Genomic DNA, 16,871 nt, shown 5'->3' with positions numbered 1-16,871 from the left:
CCATTGGCAGAATTAAGTATGCACTAAATTAATTCCGCCAACAGGTTAAAAATATATTTTCAATAGTATCATCAAACAATCTACGTCTAATAGATTATAGTACGTAAATCTTATATGTTTTTTTGTGTGTTTAATATTTTTCCATAGGCATTTTTTTACAGTTTAACAAATTCGATAATTAATAAAAAATATATTTTATTGCAAAGGACTACAATATTTTAATTTTCATGTTATATTTTTAAATAAAATACTTACACTTTTAGATATTAGTCACAAATAATTAAATGCAAAAATAGTAAAACTTTGTTTTTCATATCATAGCAAAATGCATTTTGTATATGAACAATGAATTACAACAAATATAAACTAAGATTAATATTTAAGTATATCATCATATTAAATTATCAACGTGAAGCACTACGTGTGTTTTGATTATTATTAACACAATATGGCTATAGTGAGAAAAATAATGCTAACCAGCATACGATTAAAAGCCGTCTGTACGACTACAACCTTGATAGGAATTTCCTTCTTGCCAAATTTGATTTTGTCGATTTGATAAACGCGGAAGAATAAGAGTCCGGGCATCGGGATAAAAACGGTATTCGATGAAAAAACAGCTATCTTTGTTTTTTCAAAAAAAGCAACTAGAACTTGGAAATTGATATGGGAAAAGAGAATATTGAAAATCACGATAAAATAGAACTTCGTTCAGAAAAAGTCAGGAAAATACTTGAAACAATACCCAATAGATTGGTACATTGAAGAATTGTTATCATAACAGCTATATTCATTGACTTTGATTGGAATTATACTTTGTATTGAATTTCCGCATGGTAATGGAGAAACGATTTTTGAACACATCTTTTACTGATGGAGTATATTATTCGCAGAAATAGCAATGCGGAATAGATTAAAAATCAAATCTAAATTTGTATCTTTACATTCAGAAAAAGCGTTCTTCCCATTTATGCAAGATTAAGTAATATGTAGAAAATTGCTCGTTTCTAAATCGCTACGTGTCAAGTCGGATATTTCTGTAATTCATTGAATTTCACCGATTAAGAAAGAAAATGCAATACCTTCCCAATGGCAAAGCTGTGCCAACTGACTGGCACAACATCCCGTCTCTATACCTCTCCGATAAGTAAATGTGCATAATTAGTTTATACTATCTGTCATTCAGAGCGAAGCGAAGAATCTCTTTTCTGTGTATACATAAAGAGAGTAGATTCTTCGCTTCGCTCTGAATGACAGATGCTCTTGATATAAGTTAAAATTCTATTGACCTGCCTCAGAATTCCGTCTTATACTTTCTCAGTTCGCTACGCAGAAGTTGCGCTTTACCGTCCGTCATGCCATCAAGCAACGCCCAAAAGCTCTCACCGTGATTCATTTCACGGGTGTGCGCCAACTCGTGCAGCAGCACGTAATCAATCAAATGCTTGGGCAACAGGACAAGGAAATAGGAAAGATTGATGCTTCCGCGGGCGGAACAACTTCCCCAACGCCCGCTACTGGAATTTATCTTCACACTCTTATAAGACAGATTGTGCTGCAGCGAGAGTGCATAAAGCCGGGGCGGAAGAATAATCTTGGCATTACGGCGCAAAGCCTCTTCAATTACTTTACGCAGCCAGGCTTGCAGTTCTTTATTGGAGAAATCCGCATTCGGCGGGCAGATAATCTGCATTTCTCCCAACTCCGAGCGCGAAAGGAAACGGTCACGCTCTCCACTCACCAAACTCAGCTTAAAGAATTCCGTATCAATCCGATAGTTCAAGTCAATCAACGGACGGCTTTGCTTTTGCCGCGCCACCCGCAATCGGGAACGCAATTGTTCAACGGCGTTCTTGACTTCCGCAACCGTTGTACCCGGCGGAACAGTTACATGAATAGCATCCTCGCGCGTACGAAAAGTCAAACGTCGGGCCCGGGTATTTACCCGTACCAGCAAACGTCCCAACTCCTCATCCTCCAAAACACGTTCCGCTACCATTTGTACTTCCTTTCTTAAAATATGGGCAAAAGAACGAAGAATCGCCCGAAAAAACAAACGATTATCTATCAAAAACGAACAAAGTGTTCAAAAACGGACACTGCATCTTTCCTATTATATACTAATAAACAATGACTTATGTTTATGGCATAGAATTTGAACAAGAGTTGGCAACAAAAAGTTCCCGGCAAAAAAAATCACAAGCCCCGCAACTTTTCGAGAAAAGACTGCGTCTAACAAACAAGAAAACTTAAAATAAATGAGTATGAAAAATTTAGCAACATTCCTTTCAGTCATTCTTTTGACATTCAGTACCACAGCTTGCTCTCAGTTCCGCCATACAGAACACACGGGAGCTTTCGGCGGAAAAACGGTAAAAGCCAGCAAGAACTACGTAACCAAAAGCATCAAAGTAGACAACTTCACCGGTCTGAACTTGGCGGGAAGCCCGGATGTGACCTACACCCAAAAGGCAGGAAAACCCACAGTAGAAGTATATACTTCCGACAATATCGTAGACCTTTTAGACATCAAGGTAAATAATAAGACGCTGAATATCAAATTCAAAAAAGGTGTCAATGTTTCTTTTAACAAACTGGAAATCCGCATTTCTTCCGAAACTCTCAATAATATCTCCGTGGCAGGCTCAGGAAATGTAGAACTGGCCAACGGCTTGAAAACAGATTACTTAAAGATATCCGTAGCCGGTTCGGGAAATATCAAAGCGGACAATATCACTTGCACTAACGATGTCAGTGTATCCATTGCCGGTTCCGGTGACATACAGGGCAGCAACATCACTTGCGCCAATCTTAAAACATCCGTTGCAGGCTCGGGAGACTTGAAACTCAACAATGTATCGGCTACCAATACCGAAGCATCCGTTGCAGGGTCGGGTACGGCAATATTGACAGGAACAACCCAAGAAGCCAGCTACCGTGTAGCAGGTTCAGGAGATTTGTTCGCTTCCGACTTGCAGGCGAAACGTGTCTCAGCAAGCGTAGCCGGTTCGGGAGACATCAAATGCCATGCCACCGAATTCTTGAAGGCACGCACCAGCGGAAGTGGAGACATCGGTTATAAAGGTAACCCGGAATTGGATTTTCCCAAGAAAGGATTATATAAACTCTGATTCGGTGATTCATTACAAAGGATACATAAAAGGGACGCTGCATCACGCGGCGTCCCATCTATCTTAGTTAGTTTTTATAAAATTTTGAGAGAATTGAAACTTCACAGCCTCTGTCTTGTTTTAATAAAAGCACACTAACTATATTATATTTAAAGCAAATGAAAATGTTATTTTAAAAAAGCAAATGAAAACATCTATTCCTTGATTTCCTTCCCCTTGTTTACACGATGCAGACTGTCCAAAATCTGTTTCTCGTGCGTCGCGGTCATATCCCCCGAAAGGGCAACCGACGGAGCGGAAATCTGTTTACCGATAGTATCGGCTGCGGCTACTTCCTTTACATCGGCAAAGAACGAATGTTGCATCATATTGCCCAGCGAAAGTATCACCGCCACTACTGCGGCGGCTTTGAACAACGGCATGAAACGTGCGGTCAATGTCATGCGTTTGGCTTTCACAACCGGAGCTTCAATCTCGGCAAGCACCCGTGCATCAAAATCCGCACCCAAATGTTCTTCTTGCTGAAGTTGCTGATATACAAACAAATCTTTGTAACGAAGCAAGTGTTCGGGAACATCCTCTTCCGTAAAGAAAGCACGCAACTGCGCTTCTTCCTTAAGGGAAGTCTCACACTGCCAATAGCGTTCTAAAAGTTGTTCTATATATTTAAAGTCCATAACCTTCTATATCAATAAACCGTTGTTTAACTTTTTGCCGCGCCCTGAAAAGATTCACTTTAACTTGCTCCTCTGTCAGACTCAAGACAACCGCAATTTCTTTATAGCTCTTACCTTCAACATCCCTCAGCTGCATAATCAACCGCTGTTTTTCGGGAAGCTCATTCATCAGGCGGTGTATCAAAGCCATTCGTTCTTTGCTCACCAACCTTTCGTAAGGGCTTGACGCATCGGAAGTTTCTTCCATATCGGGCGTAAGTTCCACCGTTTGAGCATCTTTCCTTTCGCTGCGGTCTATCGCCAAATTCCTTGCCACTGTCAGGCAATAGGCTTCGACAGAACCGAACTGCGTCCACTCATCACGCTTGTTCCATACCCTAATCAGTGTTTCCTGCACAACATCTTCCGCTTCCGCCCGGTCGAATGTAATTCTTAGGGCCAACCGAAAGAGCTTGTCTTTCAGAGGGAGAATGTCATTACGAAAACTGATTTCTTGCATCTCTAATTAATTGACGGTTCAGCAAACCGAAAGTTACAGTCTGCCACCACTTTTTTTTGAATTATTTTTTGATACGGGTTCCTCCGTTACTGTTTATAGCTGAAGCTAAGGTGATTACGACTTCCGCAACCCCGGCGTTCAAAGCCTCAAAAGAGTTCTCCAGCTTAGGAATCATGCCGCCTTGAATAACTCCTTCGGCAACATATCGCTTAAACTCTTCCGGGGTAATCTGAGGAATCACACTGTCGTCGTCATTCTCGTCACGCAGTACGCCTTTCTTCTCAAAGCAATACACCAGCGTCACATCAAATTGCCCGGACAATGCCTTAGCCGTTTCTCCGGCAATCGTGTCGGCATTCGTATTCAGCATATGCCCCTCGCCGTCGTGCGTCAACGGAGCCATCACCGGCACAACTCCCTTATGAATAAGGTCGCTCAAGAAAGTGCCGTTCACTTGCTTTACATCGCCTACAAAGCCATAGTCCACCTCTTTTACCGGACGCTTCACGGAACGGATTACATCCATGTCCGCACCCGTCAGACCGAGTGCATTGGCACCGCGCGCCTGCAGGCCTGCCACTATGTTTTTGTTCACCAATCCGCCATAGACCATTGTCACCACCTTCAAAGTTTCGGCATCGGTGATACGGCGTCCGTTTACCATTTCGCTTTCAATGCCCAGCCGGGCTGCGATTTTCGTTGCCGAACGTCCGCCGCCATGTACCAACACTTTGTAGCCCTCGATAGCGGCAAAATCATCCAACAACTTGCAGAGGGTGGCCTCTTCTTCCACAATTTTGCCACCCACCTTGATTACTGTCAGTTTCTCTCTCATTATTCCAAATATGTATATCCGTACAAACCGGAACGATAATTAGACAAAAATTCCTTTCCTTCCTCCAAAGAGATACGCCCTTCCTTTACCGACTGGGTTACCCATGTCTCCAGGGTACGTACCAGCTTCTTCGGGCTGTATTGCACATAATCCAAAACTTCCGCCACTGTCTCACCGTCGATGACCTGCTCTATTGTATAGCCCTTATCGCTTACAGACACGTGTACCGCATTCGTATCGCCAAACAAGTTGTGCATATCACCGAGAATTTCCTGATACGCCCCCACGAGGAATACACCCACATAATAGGGTTCCTTGCTCTTCAGAGAATGTACCGGCAAGTAATGCGAAACATTCTTGGTAGAGATGAAGTTGGCAATCTTGCCATCCGAATCGCAGGTAATATCCTGCAACGTGGCTGTCCGGTCCGGTTTCTCGTCCAAACGCTGGATAGGCATGATAGGGAATATCTGGTCTATCGCCCAAGAGTCCGGCAAAGACTGGAAAAGCGAGAAATTACAGAAGTATTTATCCGCCAGCAACTTGGGAAGTCCGCGGAATTCATCGGGCGCATGCTTCAAGCCGCCGGCTATCTGATTTACCTCACGCATGATAGACCAATACAACCGTTCAATCTTGGCACGGGTCTGCAAGTCTACAATGCCGTGGCTGAACAGGTCGAGCGTCTCTTCGCGTATCTGCTGCGCATCGTGCCAGGCTTCCAGCATCTTGTTCTGGTTCAATGTATCCCAAATGCCGTAAAGTTCCCGCAACAATTCATGGTCGTTTTCGGTTACCTCTTCATCATCGTCCCATTCGGGAAGATTGGTTGTCTCCAGCACCTCGAAAATGAGCACGGAATGATGCGCCGTCAAAGCGCGTCCGCTCTCCGTTATTATATTGGGATGAGGAATGCCGTTCTTATCGCTGGCATCCACCAAAGTAGATATAGAGTCGTTCACATACTCCTGAATGGAATAGTTCACGCTACCCTCACTGTTGGAAGAACGCGTTCCGTCATAATCCACGCCCAAGCCGCCGCCGATGTCCACAAACTCGACTTTGAATCCCATGCTGTGCAACTGCACATAGAACTGAGACGCCTCACGCAAGGCTGTCTTAATGCGGCGAATCTTCGTAACTTGGCTTCCAATATGAAAATGTATCAATTTCAGACAATCCTGCATACCCTTATCCGCCATAAAGTCGAGCGCTTCGAGCAATTCACTGGAAGACAACCCGAATTTGCTTGCATCGCCGCCAGAATCCTCCCATTTGCCACTTCCCGATGAAGCCAGCTTAATGCGAATGCCAATATTGGGTTTTACGTTCAATTGCTTCGCCATTTTGGCTATCAACTTCAGTTCGTTCAGCTTTTCTACTACGAGGAAGATGCGTTTCCCCATCTTCTGCGCCAGCAAAGCAAGCTCAATGTAGCTCTCATCCTTATATCCGTTGCAGATAATCAGCGAGTCGGAATCCATATTGATGGCAATCACCGCGTGCAATTCGGGCTTGGAACCGGCTTCCAGTCCAAGATTGAACTTCTTGCCGTGGCTGATAATCTCCTCAACCACCGGGCGCATCTGATTCACTTTAATAGGGTAGATAATAAAATTCTCTGCCTTATAGCCATATTCGTCCGCCGCCTGCCTGAAACAACAGGAAATCTTTTCAATCCGGTTGTCAAGAATGTCAGGAAAGCGGACCAGCATGGGAGCCGTCACGTCACGCAGTTGCAATTCGTCGACCAAATCTTTTAAATCAACGCCAACTCCGTCTTTACGCGGTGTTACTACAACATGACCTTTGTCATTGATACCAAAGTACGAAGTGCCCCAACCTGTAATGTTGTACAGCTCTTCTGAATCTTCAATACGCCATTTTCTCATCAGTTCGTTTACAATTTGACTATTTACAATTTACTATTTACAATCCTAATTATCACTCTAATTAAGGGGTACAAAAATACACATAAATCTGAAAAATCTTGCCTTTTCGGGCGAAAAACACACATTTACAAGGGATTAAACGTCCAACAGGCTGCGTAACTGTTGCACAGACTCTGTTATTTGGCGTCTGCTTTCCAGACGGCCGGCATCGAAACGGTAGCGGGCTTGCGAGTAAAAAGGCGTACGTTTGTCCAATGCTTCCACAATAAAAGCACGCAATTCTTCATCCGTCTTTCCTTGCAGGATAGGGCGCTGTTGGGTTGCCACGCGCAGGCGATTGAACAAAATATCGGGATGCACATCCAGAAAAACGGTTTGCCCATGTCCGTTCATGTAGTCCATATTATCAAAAAAACAGGGAGTACCGCCACCGGTCGAGATAATGACATCCTCAAACTCGGCAACCTCGTGCAGCATGTTTCGCTCCAGTTCACGAAAAGAGGCCTCTCCCCGCTCAACGAACAATTCACGAATAGATTTGTGAAAACGTTCTTCTATGTACCAGTCCAAGTCAATAAAAGGTACATTCAATGTGCGGGCAAAAGCCTTTCCCAATGTTGTCTTACCGGCTCCCATGTAACCGGTCAAAAAAATACGTATCATAATTGCTTACCGTTTGCGGGCAAAGATATGAATAATAATTGGAAATGAGCGCTGAGCATCAGAACAAAGCTGTATTAAAGCAATTTAGGATGTATCTGTGTATGATAAAAGCTATGATAAATACAAATAAAAATCACTTATACACCGTTGTTTACTAAAATCTTACTACCTTTGCAATTGGATTGAGGCGACTCTTTCCAAGACATATTAAAAAATCGAGGCGTTATGTCTTCTGCTTGTATGTGAAAAGCGTAGGAAACTAATCACTGGAAACAAGAGAGGTCGTAATGGTCTCTACGCATATGCGTGGGGCTGTTATTTCCACATCTGTTTCCAAGGTATTCCTACCACCTTCACATAGAGACGTGGATATACAGTTCCACGCTTTGTGGTTTAATAAAAAAGGTCTTTGAGGAGCTGGAAAGACAGGAGGAATAACGATGAAAAAGTTATCTTTTTTTGCGAATACACTTCAGAGAGGTGTATTATGCTTAGTTCTTTTAATGTCAACCTGTATGGTTGGTTTTACTTCTTGTAGTGACGACGACGAGGAAGACAATACTTCCACAGATATTGTCGGTACTTGGCAGTCTGTAAATATTGACAGTTGGGAAGAAGTTGACGGCGAACGCTCTGAATTTAAAGGACCGTACACCAAAATGACTTTTATTTTCACTGCCGATGGTAAACTTACTATCAAAGATGATGGAGAGACAGACTCCGGCACTTATAAACTCGCAGGTGATAAACTGACTGTTAAGTCAGAAGGCGGAATCGGTGAAATGAAAGTATTGGCACTGAACGGTGATAAATTGATAATAGAATCAGAAGGCAGTGAAATCATTGAAGATGGAATGACATATAAAGAATATATGAAGATAGAGTTTAGAAGAGTAAAGAAATGAAAGTCGAAAAATCTTATTTCTTCGTGAAACACTAATCTCATAAAATATATACGATGAAAAGAATTCTGTATATCTTCTTTGCCTGCGCCTTTTCCATGGGAATGTATGCACAGGAAACAGTAGTCACCAGCGATAACACAGACAAGACAGACTCCTTGGCACAAGTGGTCAGCAAACTTTCTGCCAAAGTACAGAAAGTAGAAGATGACAAACGCAACGAATCCATTTGGAAAAAGCGGAGTAAGTACTTTCATATCGGTTATATAAACCAAACTCTTACACATCAAGACATTTCCAGTTTGAAATGGAAGAGCGACTTCGGAGTTTCTCTGGGTTTTGGGCATACGTATTACCTGCATAGGAGAGCTTTGTTTAATATGCTGAAATTCGGATTAGACATCACATGGCTGGACATCTCCTACGCCAAATATTCACAGCCCAAAGAATGGACAGAACCATCTGAGTCTACTTATCCCGATGAAGACAGTGAAGATTTTGATTTGGGTGTGCACCAGGTGGAACTCGGGCTCCATATCGGTCCATCCATTACTCTCAATCCGATAGACTATCTCAAATTGAGCGGCTATTTCCACTTTATACCTTCGGGTTCTATCGTTATAATGAATGATGAAGCCAATGCAAGCTATGTGTCTAATTTTGCTGTAGGCGGTGCGATAGCATACAAAGCCATTTCTTTGGGCATAGAGTCACGCTGGGGAAAAGCCAAATATAATTCGTTCGCTGTAGATGAAGATGCAGTAGATACGGATGATATAGGAGGCGGTTCTGATGTAGATATAGACAATGTATTGGTTTCCGGCAAAAACCGTTTAAAAACCAAGTCACTCCGTTTCTATCTGATTTTCCGATTCTGATTCATCACAAGAAAATCAACATGAAAGGCATTCAAGGAAAAGCCCATTAAAAATGGAACTTTTTCCTTGAATGCCTTTTTATGTAAACCTCGTTTTTTCACTTTTCATAATGAAACTTCCCCTCAATCAGCGGAAAATTTTAATCCGCTCACTCAACTCCCGGAATTCCTTTTCTCCGGGGTCGGCGGTCGGCGTGCCAAAAGGCATTTCTGCTATGAGCATCCAGCTTTCGGGCAAATTCCAAGTGCGGCGCACCTCATCATCAATCAGTGGGTTATAGTGTTGCAGCGAAGCCCCCAAACCTGCATCTTCCAGCATCGTCCAGACAGCTAATTGGTGCATGGCCGATGTATGCTGTGACCAAGTCGGGAAGTTCTCGCTGTAGGAAGGGAATGCCTCCTGCAACTCCTTTACAACCGCAGTGTCCTCAAAATAGAGCACAGTGCCATGTCCGGCAGCGAAACAGCCGTCAATCTTGGCTTCTGTCTTTGCGAAGGCCTCGGGCGAGATACGCTGTTTCAAGGTATTCTTTACGATATCCCACAGTTTCGTATGCTCATCGCCCAATAACAGTACAATTCTTGTGGACTGCGAATTAAAAGCCGACGGCACATTCTTCACTGCCGTACGGATAATATGTACTACTTCCTCGTCCAAGACGGGAGAATCACTGCCAATGGAATAATAGCTGCGCCGGTGCTCCAACGCTTCTGCAAATGTTCTTTTCATATATCTTTCTTTTATTGTTAGTTTGTTATAGCAAAACAACAAGCGAAAGAGACCTATTGTTCGGATTTGTGAAATATATTTGTACCTTTGCCACAAGTTATGAAGAAAGAAAAATTCTACGTTGTATGGGCGGGCGGCACTCCGGGCATTTATACCTCTTGGACGGACTGCCAATTACAAACCAAAGGCTATGAAGGAGCGAAGTACAAATCCTTCGACTCTCGCGAAGAAGCGAAAAAAGCCTTCGCCGCTTCACCGTACGACTACATCAAGCGCAATACATCCGCAGGTAGCAAGCCGCCCAAACAATCTCAGGACATCGACGCCCCTTATCCGGCTGCCGTCCTCGAGAACAGCCTTGCCGTAGATGCCGCATGCAGCGGCAACCCCGGAGCAATGGAATATCGGGGAGTACACGTTGCCAGCCGCCAACAGATTTTTCACTTCGGCCCTATGTACGGCACTAACAACATCGGAGAATTTCTTGCCATAGTCCACGGCCTTGCCTTGCTGAAACAGAAAGGTCTCGATATGCCTATTTACAGCGACAGCGTCAATGCCATCAGTTGGATAAAACAAAAGAAATGCAAAACCAAGCTTCCCCGCAACTCCAAGACCGAGGAGCTTTTCCAACTGATAGAACGCGCCGAGAAATGGTTGCGCCAAAACACCTACTCCACCCCCATCCTCAAATGGGACACCCGGCAGTGGGGAGAAATACCCGCAGACTTCGGAAGAAAATGACAGGACGGAACACGCCCATGTTTCCATAGCAGAATACCCGAATATTCAGTGCATAATGCCGTTACGCCTGTACGAAAACAGAACTACACATTAAGCAAAACTTCGTCCCGCAGTTGCGGGCCCGACAGCCCGCAGTTGGCAACCGTGCGGCCCGCAACCGGCAACCGCAGAGCCCGCAGTTGGAAAACAAGGTTTTGCTTATAGGTTTCCCGCATTATAGCTGTATCAAAAGTGGAAAACCAACAAGGAATGCTCTTATTATATTGCATAGCCGGGGACAATACGCCCCCAATAACAGGAGATTTTAACCGCTATTAACAAGTTTCGTATCAGAGAGGTTTTATTGCTGAATATAAGGAGATTATCACGATTCAAGGCCTCTAAAAAGGAGAAAATAGAGTGTTGACAAATCTTTGTCAACACCGTCAACACGACTTGTCATCACACGCTCTATCCCTTTCCGGCAAAGGGATAGGGAACGATTAGTGACGAGTGACGACAAAAAACGCAAAAACCGACTGTCGTCTGTCCTTATCCCAAAGATTGCATATCATTCAGCTTCTTGTAGTAGCCGTCTTTAGCGAGAAGTTCCTCATGCTTGCCGCGTTCCACAATCTCTCCCTCATAGAGCACACAGATTTCATCCGCATTCTTGATTGTGGAAAGACGGTGCGCAATGGCGATAGTGGTGCGGGTTTTCATCAACCGCTCCAAAGCCTCTTGCACCAAGCGTTCCGACTCCGTATCGAGTGCGGAAGTAGCCTCATCCAAAATCAGTATAGGCGGATTCTTGAGGATGGCACGGGCAATACTGATACGCTGGCGCTGGCCTCCGGACAGCTTGCCGCCACGGTCGCCGATATTGGTATCGTAACCTTTCTCGGTATCCATGATGAAGTCGTGCGCATTGGCTATCTTGGCAGCTTCGATAACCTGCTCCATAGTGGCATTCTCTACACCGAAAGCTATGTTATTGAAGAAAGTGTCATTAAAAAGAATAGCCTCCTGATTGACGTTCCCTATCAGACCGCGCAAATCGGAAATGCGTGCATCTTTGATGTTCAAGCCGTCTATCCGTATCTCACCCGACTGCACATCGTGATAGCGGGGCAGCAAATCGACCAGCGTGGATTTTCCTGAACCGGACTGGCCTACCAATGCGATAGTTTTACCTTTGGGCACAGTCAGATTGATATGCTTCAGCACCTGACGCGAACCGTCGTAGCTGAAACTGATGTCCTTGAATTCCACTTTATCATTCAGTGAAGAAAGCGGCTTCGGCAAGGCAGGCTCCTTGATAGGGTTCTCGGCAAAGAGTATCTTGTCGATGCGTTCCATAGAGGCAAGACCTTTGGGAATATTATATCCGGCTTTGGAAAATTCCTTCAACGGATTGATAACGCTGTACAGTATCACCAAATAGTAGATGAACGAAGGGGCATCAATCGTCGCACTGTTGCTGAGAATCAATGTACCGCCAAACCACAGCACGATAACGATAACGCACGTCCCCAAGAACTCACTCATGGGATGCGCCAATGCCTGGCGGGTGGCTACCCGGTTGATGGCATCGCGGTATTCGTTGCTGCATTTATTGAAACGGTCCATCATCTTGTTCTCGGCAATAAAGGCTTTTATAATGCGCAACCCGCCCAAAGTTTCTTCCAGCTGAGACATGGTATCACTCCACTTTGCCTGAGCATCCAGCGACTGTCGCTTCAGCTTCTTGCCTACCGTACCCATTACCCAGCCCATGCCCGGAAGTACCAGCAAAGTAAACAACGTCAGTTGCCAGCTGATGGCTATCAATGTTCCGAAATAGGCTATAATCAGTATCGGGTTCTTTATCAGCATATCCAGTGAACTGGTCACGGATGTCTCAACCTCGGTAACATCACCGCTCATACGGGCAATAATATCTCCCTTCCGTTCTTCGGAGAAGAAACTCAGCGGCAAATGCAGCACTTTGTTATACACCTGCGCCCTGATGTCGCGTACCACTCCCGTACGAAGCGGAATCATCACAGCCGAAGAAGCGAAATAGGAAAATGCTTTCAACAGCGTCATCACCGCCAGGAAGACACCCAGAATCAGCAAGGTCAGCGACCCTCCCTGCGAGGCTATCATCTCGGTAACATAGTAATAGAAATTATTGGCTACTATATCTTTCAGACCCACTCCGGCAGTATCCCAAGGAATAAACTCATAGGTCTTGGTATCCATCTTGAAAAGTATCTGAAGGATAGGTATAATCAGAGCGAAAGAGAATATATTCAGAATTGCCGATAACAAGTTCAGGAACAATGCCCATATCAAATATTTCTTATAAGGCGGAACAAAACGCCGCAGGAGTCGGAGGAATTCTTTCATTCGGTCAAGCAGTTAATTCATTACATTCGTATCGGGAGGCAAAGATAGGGATAAAAAGTGAAAATTGCCCTAAATTTGGAATCATAAGAAAAATTACATAACTTTGTAAATCTAATAATAACCATACAACAGCTCATTATGAACTTTACAGAATTAAGCAACCAGATTTTCAAACGGTCTATTTTTGATTATCACAAAGCAGATCACGTTGATACGCCTATACAGAATCCATACCCTGTTAGAAGTATCGAATATTACTTATACCTGAAAAACTGGATTGACACAGTTCAATGGCATTTGGAAGACATTATCCGTGACCCGAATATCGATCCTATAGAAGCACTGAAAATTAAAAGAAGAATAGACAAGTCCAACCAAGACCGTACGGACTTGGTAGAGTTAATAGACAGCTATTTCCTTGACAAGTACAAGAGCATACAGACCCTACCCGATGCCGTCATTAATACAGAAAGCCCCTCATGGGCCATTGACCGCCTGTCTATCCTTGCACTGAAGATTTATCATATGCAACAGGAAGTAGAGCGCACTGATACCGCTCCGGAACATCACGCCCAATGTGAAACGAAATTAAACATCTTGCTGGAACAACAGCAAGACCTTTCGACCGCTATCGAACAACTGATTGCAGACATTGAAAGCGGAAAAAAATATATGAAAGTATATAAGCAGATGAAAATGTATAACGACCCGGCTCTGAATCCTGTTCTTTACGGCAAGAAATGAGACTGCTCGTCATACGCTTATCCGCACTTGGCGATGTGGCAATGACGGTACCCGTCCTTACTACATTGGCACGACAATACCCGGAAATAGACATCACAGTATTGAGCAGACCTTCCATGCAACCTCTATTTGCAGAAATGCCCTGCAATGTACACTTCCGGGGAGTTGACGTAAGCAGATACAAAGGAATCGGAGGTTTGTTCCGTCTCTTCCGCGAACTGACGAAAAAAGAACATTACGATGTTGTTGCCGACTTGCACAATGTGCTGCGTAGCAAAATACTGCGGATGTTCTTCATGCTTGCAAGCGCAAAAGTAGCACATATCGACAAAGGTCGTAAAGAAAAAAAAGCCTTAGTCCGTCCCCGGCATAAAATAATGAAACAGCTTCCCTCCTCATTTACACGATATGAAGATGTATTCAAGGAGTTGGGATATCCGATAAAGACGACTTTTCACTCTATCTTCGGGGAAGATAAAGGAGATATCGCTTTGTTTCAACAGATAACCGGAACACCGGACAACAAGCACTGGATAGGTATAGCCCCCTTTGCCGCACATAAGGGGAAAACGCTACCTCAAGAAATAACCAAAGCTCTAATACAAGAGTTATCCGCACATACTGACCGGAGGATATTCCTCTTTGGTGGAGGGAAAACAGAAAAAGAGTTGCTGGAAGAATGGGCTGCTATGGGAAGTAACATACTGTCTTTGGCAGGCAAACTAAAACTGAACGAGGAACTTGCACTGATGAGCCATCTGAAAGTAATGATTTGCATGGATTCCGGCAATATGCACCTTGCCTCCCTGACAGGTACGCCCGTTATCTCAATCTGGGGTGCCACGCATCCCTTTGCCGGTTTCATGGGGTGGAACCAAAGCATGGACAATGCCATACAAATTGACTTACCTTGCCGCCCTTGTTCCATCTTTGGAAACAAGACTTGCCTAAGAAAGGATTATGCGTGCCTAAATGGCATTACTTCCGAAAAGATTATACAACATATAGAACGAATACTTAGAACGGCCACCAACCCGTCCGGCATCTGTTCATTCGCTGGCGATTCAAGCAAAAAAGAAACAAACTCAAGTATTTATTAATCCGTTCTATCCTATAGGCATACCTGCCATCTCCCCAATAATCGGAGAACTTGGCAAATAAATCTTTCTCTACACCATGGGACACATGAGTCCTCAAAAGACGTTTGAAGAAGGAGCCATGGCGTATCAGCCTGTCATAAGCATTCAACGGAACGGCACTTTCAATATATTTAATCACATCCATCTCCTCAGAAATAGCTGTTCCGAAACGGCGTCCCTCAATAGTAGCGCTACTGCCATGCTTCCTGTAATAGTTAAGCTTCTTATAGACTTCTATCACATCTCCCGTCAAAGCTAATTGCGTCCAAAAGAGCCAGTCTCCTGTGTACCGCATTCCAAATACCGGAGATGTTTCTGACAAATCCGCACACTTCTTTCTGAAAACAGTTCCGCTTGCATTATAGACGTAGTTTTTCCAGTATAAATTACCCGCTACATACTTCTTCCCCGGGAAAACTCCATAGCCCTTACTCGAATGCCGTTGCATCCATGTCCAACGGTCGTACTCTTTCTTAAGCTTATTACCATGCCCATCAACCAACCAAGCTCCAATAAAACACAAAGCGGCATCAGGATAGGCGTCCAATAATTCTACTGCCGTTTCCAGAAAATGTTCATCGGCAAAATCATCACTCTCCGCTATCCAAATATACTTTCCTTGAGACAAGGTAACGCCCTTTTTCCATTGCAGAAAAGGCGAACCGGTATTTTTGGCATTAATATCACAGATTGTCACTTTATCACAATTCTGATAATATTCCAATATTTCTGCACTGTTGTCCGTAGATGCATCATCCAACAAGATAAGTTCAAAATCCTGATAAGTTTGTGCCAAAATGGATTCTATGCGGGTTCTTAAATATCCGGCATAGTTATAGTTAGGGACAATAATGCTAACAGTAGGTCTACACTCCATATCACAAATACTGCGCAACACCTTTCTCACACCATGTCGAGGCGCTGTTTTCTACAGCATGATAGTGTGAAAAGTTCTTGTCCTGATTATCCATATACAAGTCATTGTGCCACAAATGGAAGACAATTCCCGCAAATTTCAATGATTTCTTCTGCAGACCGGAATGGAGCATACGAATGGCAAAATCATAATCTTCGCCTCCCCAACCCACATAGAATTCATCGTAACCATTCACTTTGATAGCGTCTTCACGCCAGAAGCCCATATTGCATCCTAATCCCGGAGCCGTCTTTCTACGTACAGCCAAATATCTTGCCAGAGGCAAGCAATGAATGGCATTTATCCTGCGCATCAATCCCCTACTGAAAAAGCCAAGACGAACATAGCGCCTTTCCGAGCACAAACGGGTAGTCAGCCGATTGTCTATATTGACCCTCCCCCCTTTTACATAATATCCTCTCTCGGCGAAAAGCAAATGATCTTCAATGAAATGCTCATGCAAAACCAAGTCCCCATCCACTTGAACGATATACTCGTAACAGGCACGCGCAATACATTTATTGCGGGCCTTAGCCAACTGAAAGCCGTTATCTTCCTGCCAAATATGTATCAAAGGAACCGGTGATTTCTTTTGATATTCCCGGATAACATCAACGGTTTCCTGTTTTGATCCGTCATCACCAATGATAATCTCACCCGGCAATACAGTTTGTCGAAATATACTTTCAAGGCACAAGACCAAAGCATCCGGCCTGTTGTAGGTTGAAACAATCAGCGTAACCTTCATATAA

At 43.9% G+C, this 16,871-nt stretch carries 16 protein-coding genes; 6 read left to right on the top strand and 10 right to left on the bottom strand.

What is annotated here, in order from left to right:
- Positions 1-1,294: 1,294 nt before the first annotated feature.
- The gene (locus DW121_RS04010) at positions 1,295-1,999 is read right to left on the bottom strand and encodes a SprT family zinc-dependent metalloprotease (RefSeq protein WP_117713391.1); all 705 of its coding nucleotides are present in this window, start codon (positions 1,997-1,999) and stop codon (positions 1,295-1,297) included.
- A 265-nt stretch (positions 2,000-2,264) separates the two neighbouring features.
- Between DW121_RS04010 and DW121_RS04005 the strand changes: the two genes are divergently transcribed.
- Positions 2,265-3,131 carry a head GIN domain-containing protein gene (locus tag DW121_RS04005; protein ID WP_118323109.1) on the top strand — a complete coding sequence of 289 codons (867 nt, stop codon included), beginning with the start codon at positions 2,265-2,267 and terminating at the stop codon, positions 3,129-3,131.
- Positions 3,132-3,325: 194 nt separating this feature from the next.
- Here the strand turns inward: DW121_RS04005 and DW121_RS04000 are convergent, their stop codons facing one another.
- The 5 genes from DW121_RS04000 to DW121_RS03980 all read right to left on the bottom strand — a co-directional run bounded on the left by DW121_RS04000 (position 3,326) and on the right by DW121_RS03980 (position 7,697).
- The gene (locus tag DW121_RS04000; RefSeq protein ID WP_117713392.1) at positions 3,326-3,808 is read right to left on the bottom strand and encodes a hypothetical protein; all 483 of its coding nucleotides are present in this window, start codon (positions 3,806-3,808) and stop codon (positions 3,326-3,328) included.
- Positions 3,798-4,307, bottom strand: a complete 510-nt coding sequence (locus tag DW121_RS03995) for an RNA polymerase sigma factor (RefSeq protein ID WP_117713393.1) — start codon at positions 4,305-4,307, stop codon at positions 3,798-3,800. The genes DW121_RS04000 and DW121_RS03995 overlap by 11 nt, the downstream gene beginning before the upstream one ends.
- A gap of 61 nt (positions 4,308-4,368) precedes the next feature.
- Positions 4,369-5,142: an acetylglutamate kinase gene (gene argB / locus DW121_RS03990; RefSeq protein ID WP_187120004.1), complete on the bottom strand. Its 774-nt coding sequence runs from the start codon at positions 5,140-5,142 to the stop codon at positions 4,369-4,371.
- Entirely contained in the window at positions 5,142-7,034 is a 1,893-nt protein-coding gene (gene speA, locus DW121_RS03985) for a biosynthetic arginine decarboxylase (RefSeq protein ID WP_118323091.1), read from the bottom strand. The genes argB and speA overlap by 1 nt, the downstream gene beginning before the upstream one ends.
- Positions 7,035-7,169: 135 nt before the next feature.
- Positions 7,170-7,697 (bottom strand): shikimate kinase, encoded by a 528-nt coding sequence (locus tag DW121_RS03980; RefSeq protein WP_118323090.1) that lies wholly within the window; start codon positions 7,695-7,697, stop codon positions 7,170-7,172.
- A 515-nt stretch (positions 7,698-8,212) separates the two neighbouring features.
- Between DW121_RS03980 and DW121_RS03975 the strand changes: the two genes are divergently transcribed.
- Positions 8,213-8,602 carry a lipocalin family protein gene (locus DW121_RS03975; RefSeq protein ID WP_158573914.1) on the top strand — a complete coding sequence of 130 codons (390 nt, stop codon included), beginning with the start codon at positions 8,213-8,215 and terminating at the stop codon, positions 8,600-8,602.
- Between the two features lie 53 nt (positions 8,603-8,655).
- Entirely contained in the window at positions 8,656-9,477 is an 822-nt protein-coding gene (locus DW121_RS03970; protein ID WP_118323088.1) for a hypothetical protein, read from the top strand.
- A 126-nt stretch (positions 9,478-9,603) separates the two neighbouring features.
- On the opposite strand, the gene DW121_RS03965 is transcribed toward DW121_RS03970, so the two are convergent.
- Entirely contained in the window at positions 9,604-10,206 is a 603-nt protein-coding gene (locus DW121_RS03965) for a nitroreductase family protein (RefSeq protein ID WP_118323087.1), read from the bottom strand.
- Positions 10,207-10,305: 99 nt separating this feature from the next.
- Between DW121_RS03965 and DW121_RS03960 the strand changes: the two genes are divergently transcribed.
- Complete coding sequence (locus DW121_RS03960) at positions 10,306-10,950, top strand: viroplasmin family protein (RefSeq protein WP_118323086.1); 645 nt, start codon at positions 10,306-10,308, stop codon at positions 10,948-10,950.
- Positions 10,951-11,481: 531 nt separating this feature from the next.
- On the opposite strand, the gene DW121_RS03950 is transcribed toward DW121_RS03960, so the two are convergent.
- Positions 11,482-13,320 carry an ABC transporter ATP-binding protein gene (locus tag DW121_RS03950; RefSeq protein WP_118323084.1) on the bottom strand — a complete coding sequence of 613 codons (1,839 nt, stop codon included), beginning with the start codon at positions 13,318-13,320 and terminating at the stop codon, positions 11,482-11,484.
- A 138-nt stretch (positions 13,321-13,458) separates the two neighbouring features.
- Here DW121_RS03950 and DW121_RS03945 point away from each other — a divergent pair, with 138 nt between their 5' ends.
- Both DW121_RS03945 and DW121_RS03940 read left to right on the top strand, forming a co-directional pair.
- Entirely contained in the window at positions 13,459-14,064 is a 606-nt protein-coding gene (locus tag DW121_RS03945) for a DUF4254 domain-containing protein (protein ID WP_117713401.1), read from the top strand.
- The gene (locus tag DW121_RS03940) at positions 14,061-15,164 is read left to right on the top strand and encodes a glycosyltransferase family 9 protein (RefSeq protein ID WP_118323083.1); all 1,104 of its coding nucleotides are present in this window, start codon (positions 14,061-14,063) and stop codon (positions 15,162-15,164) included. The genes DW121_RS03945 and DW121_RS03940 overlap by 4 nt, the downstream gene beginning before the upstream one ends.
- Here the strand turns inward: DW121_RS03940 and DW121_RS03935 are convergent.
- A complete protein-coding gene (locus tag DW121_RS03935; RefSeq protein WP_118323082.1) occupies positions 15,082-16,080 on the bottom strand; it encodes a glycosyltransferase family 2 protein in 999 nt (332 codons plus the stop codon). The genes DW121_RS03940 and DW121_RS03935 overlap by 83 nt on opposite strands.
- 1 nt (position 16,081) lies before the next feature.
- Positions 16,082-16,867, bottom strand: coding sequence for a glycosyltransferase family 2 protein (locus tag DW121_RS03930; RefSeq protein ID WP_117710566.1), 786 nt, complete (start codon positions 16,865-16,867; stop codon positions 16,082-16,084).
- Positions 16,868-16,871: the final 4 nt, after the last annotated feature.

The organism is Bacteroides sp. AM10-21B (assembly GCF_003472565.1).
Lineage (GTDB): Bacteria > Bacteroidota > Bacteroidia > Bacteroidales > Bacteroidaceae > Bacteroides > Bacteroides propionicigenes.
Note: the sequence above shows the minus strand (reverse complement) of the source record. Positions and strands in the feature narration are given on the sequence as shown.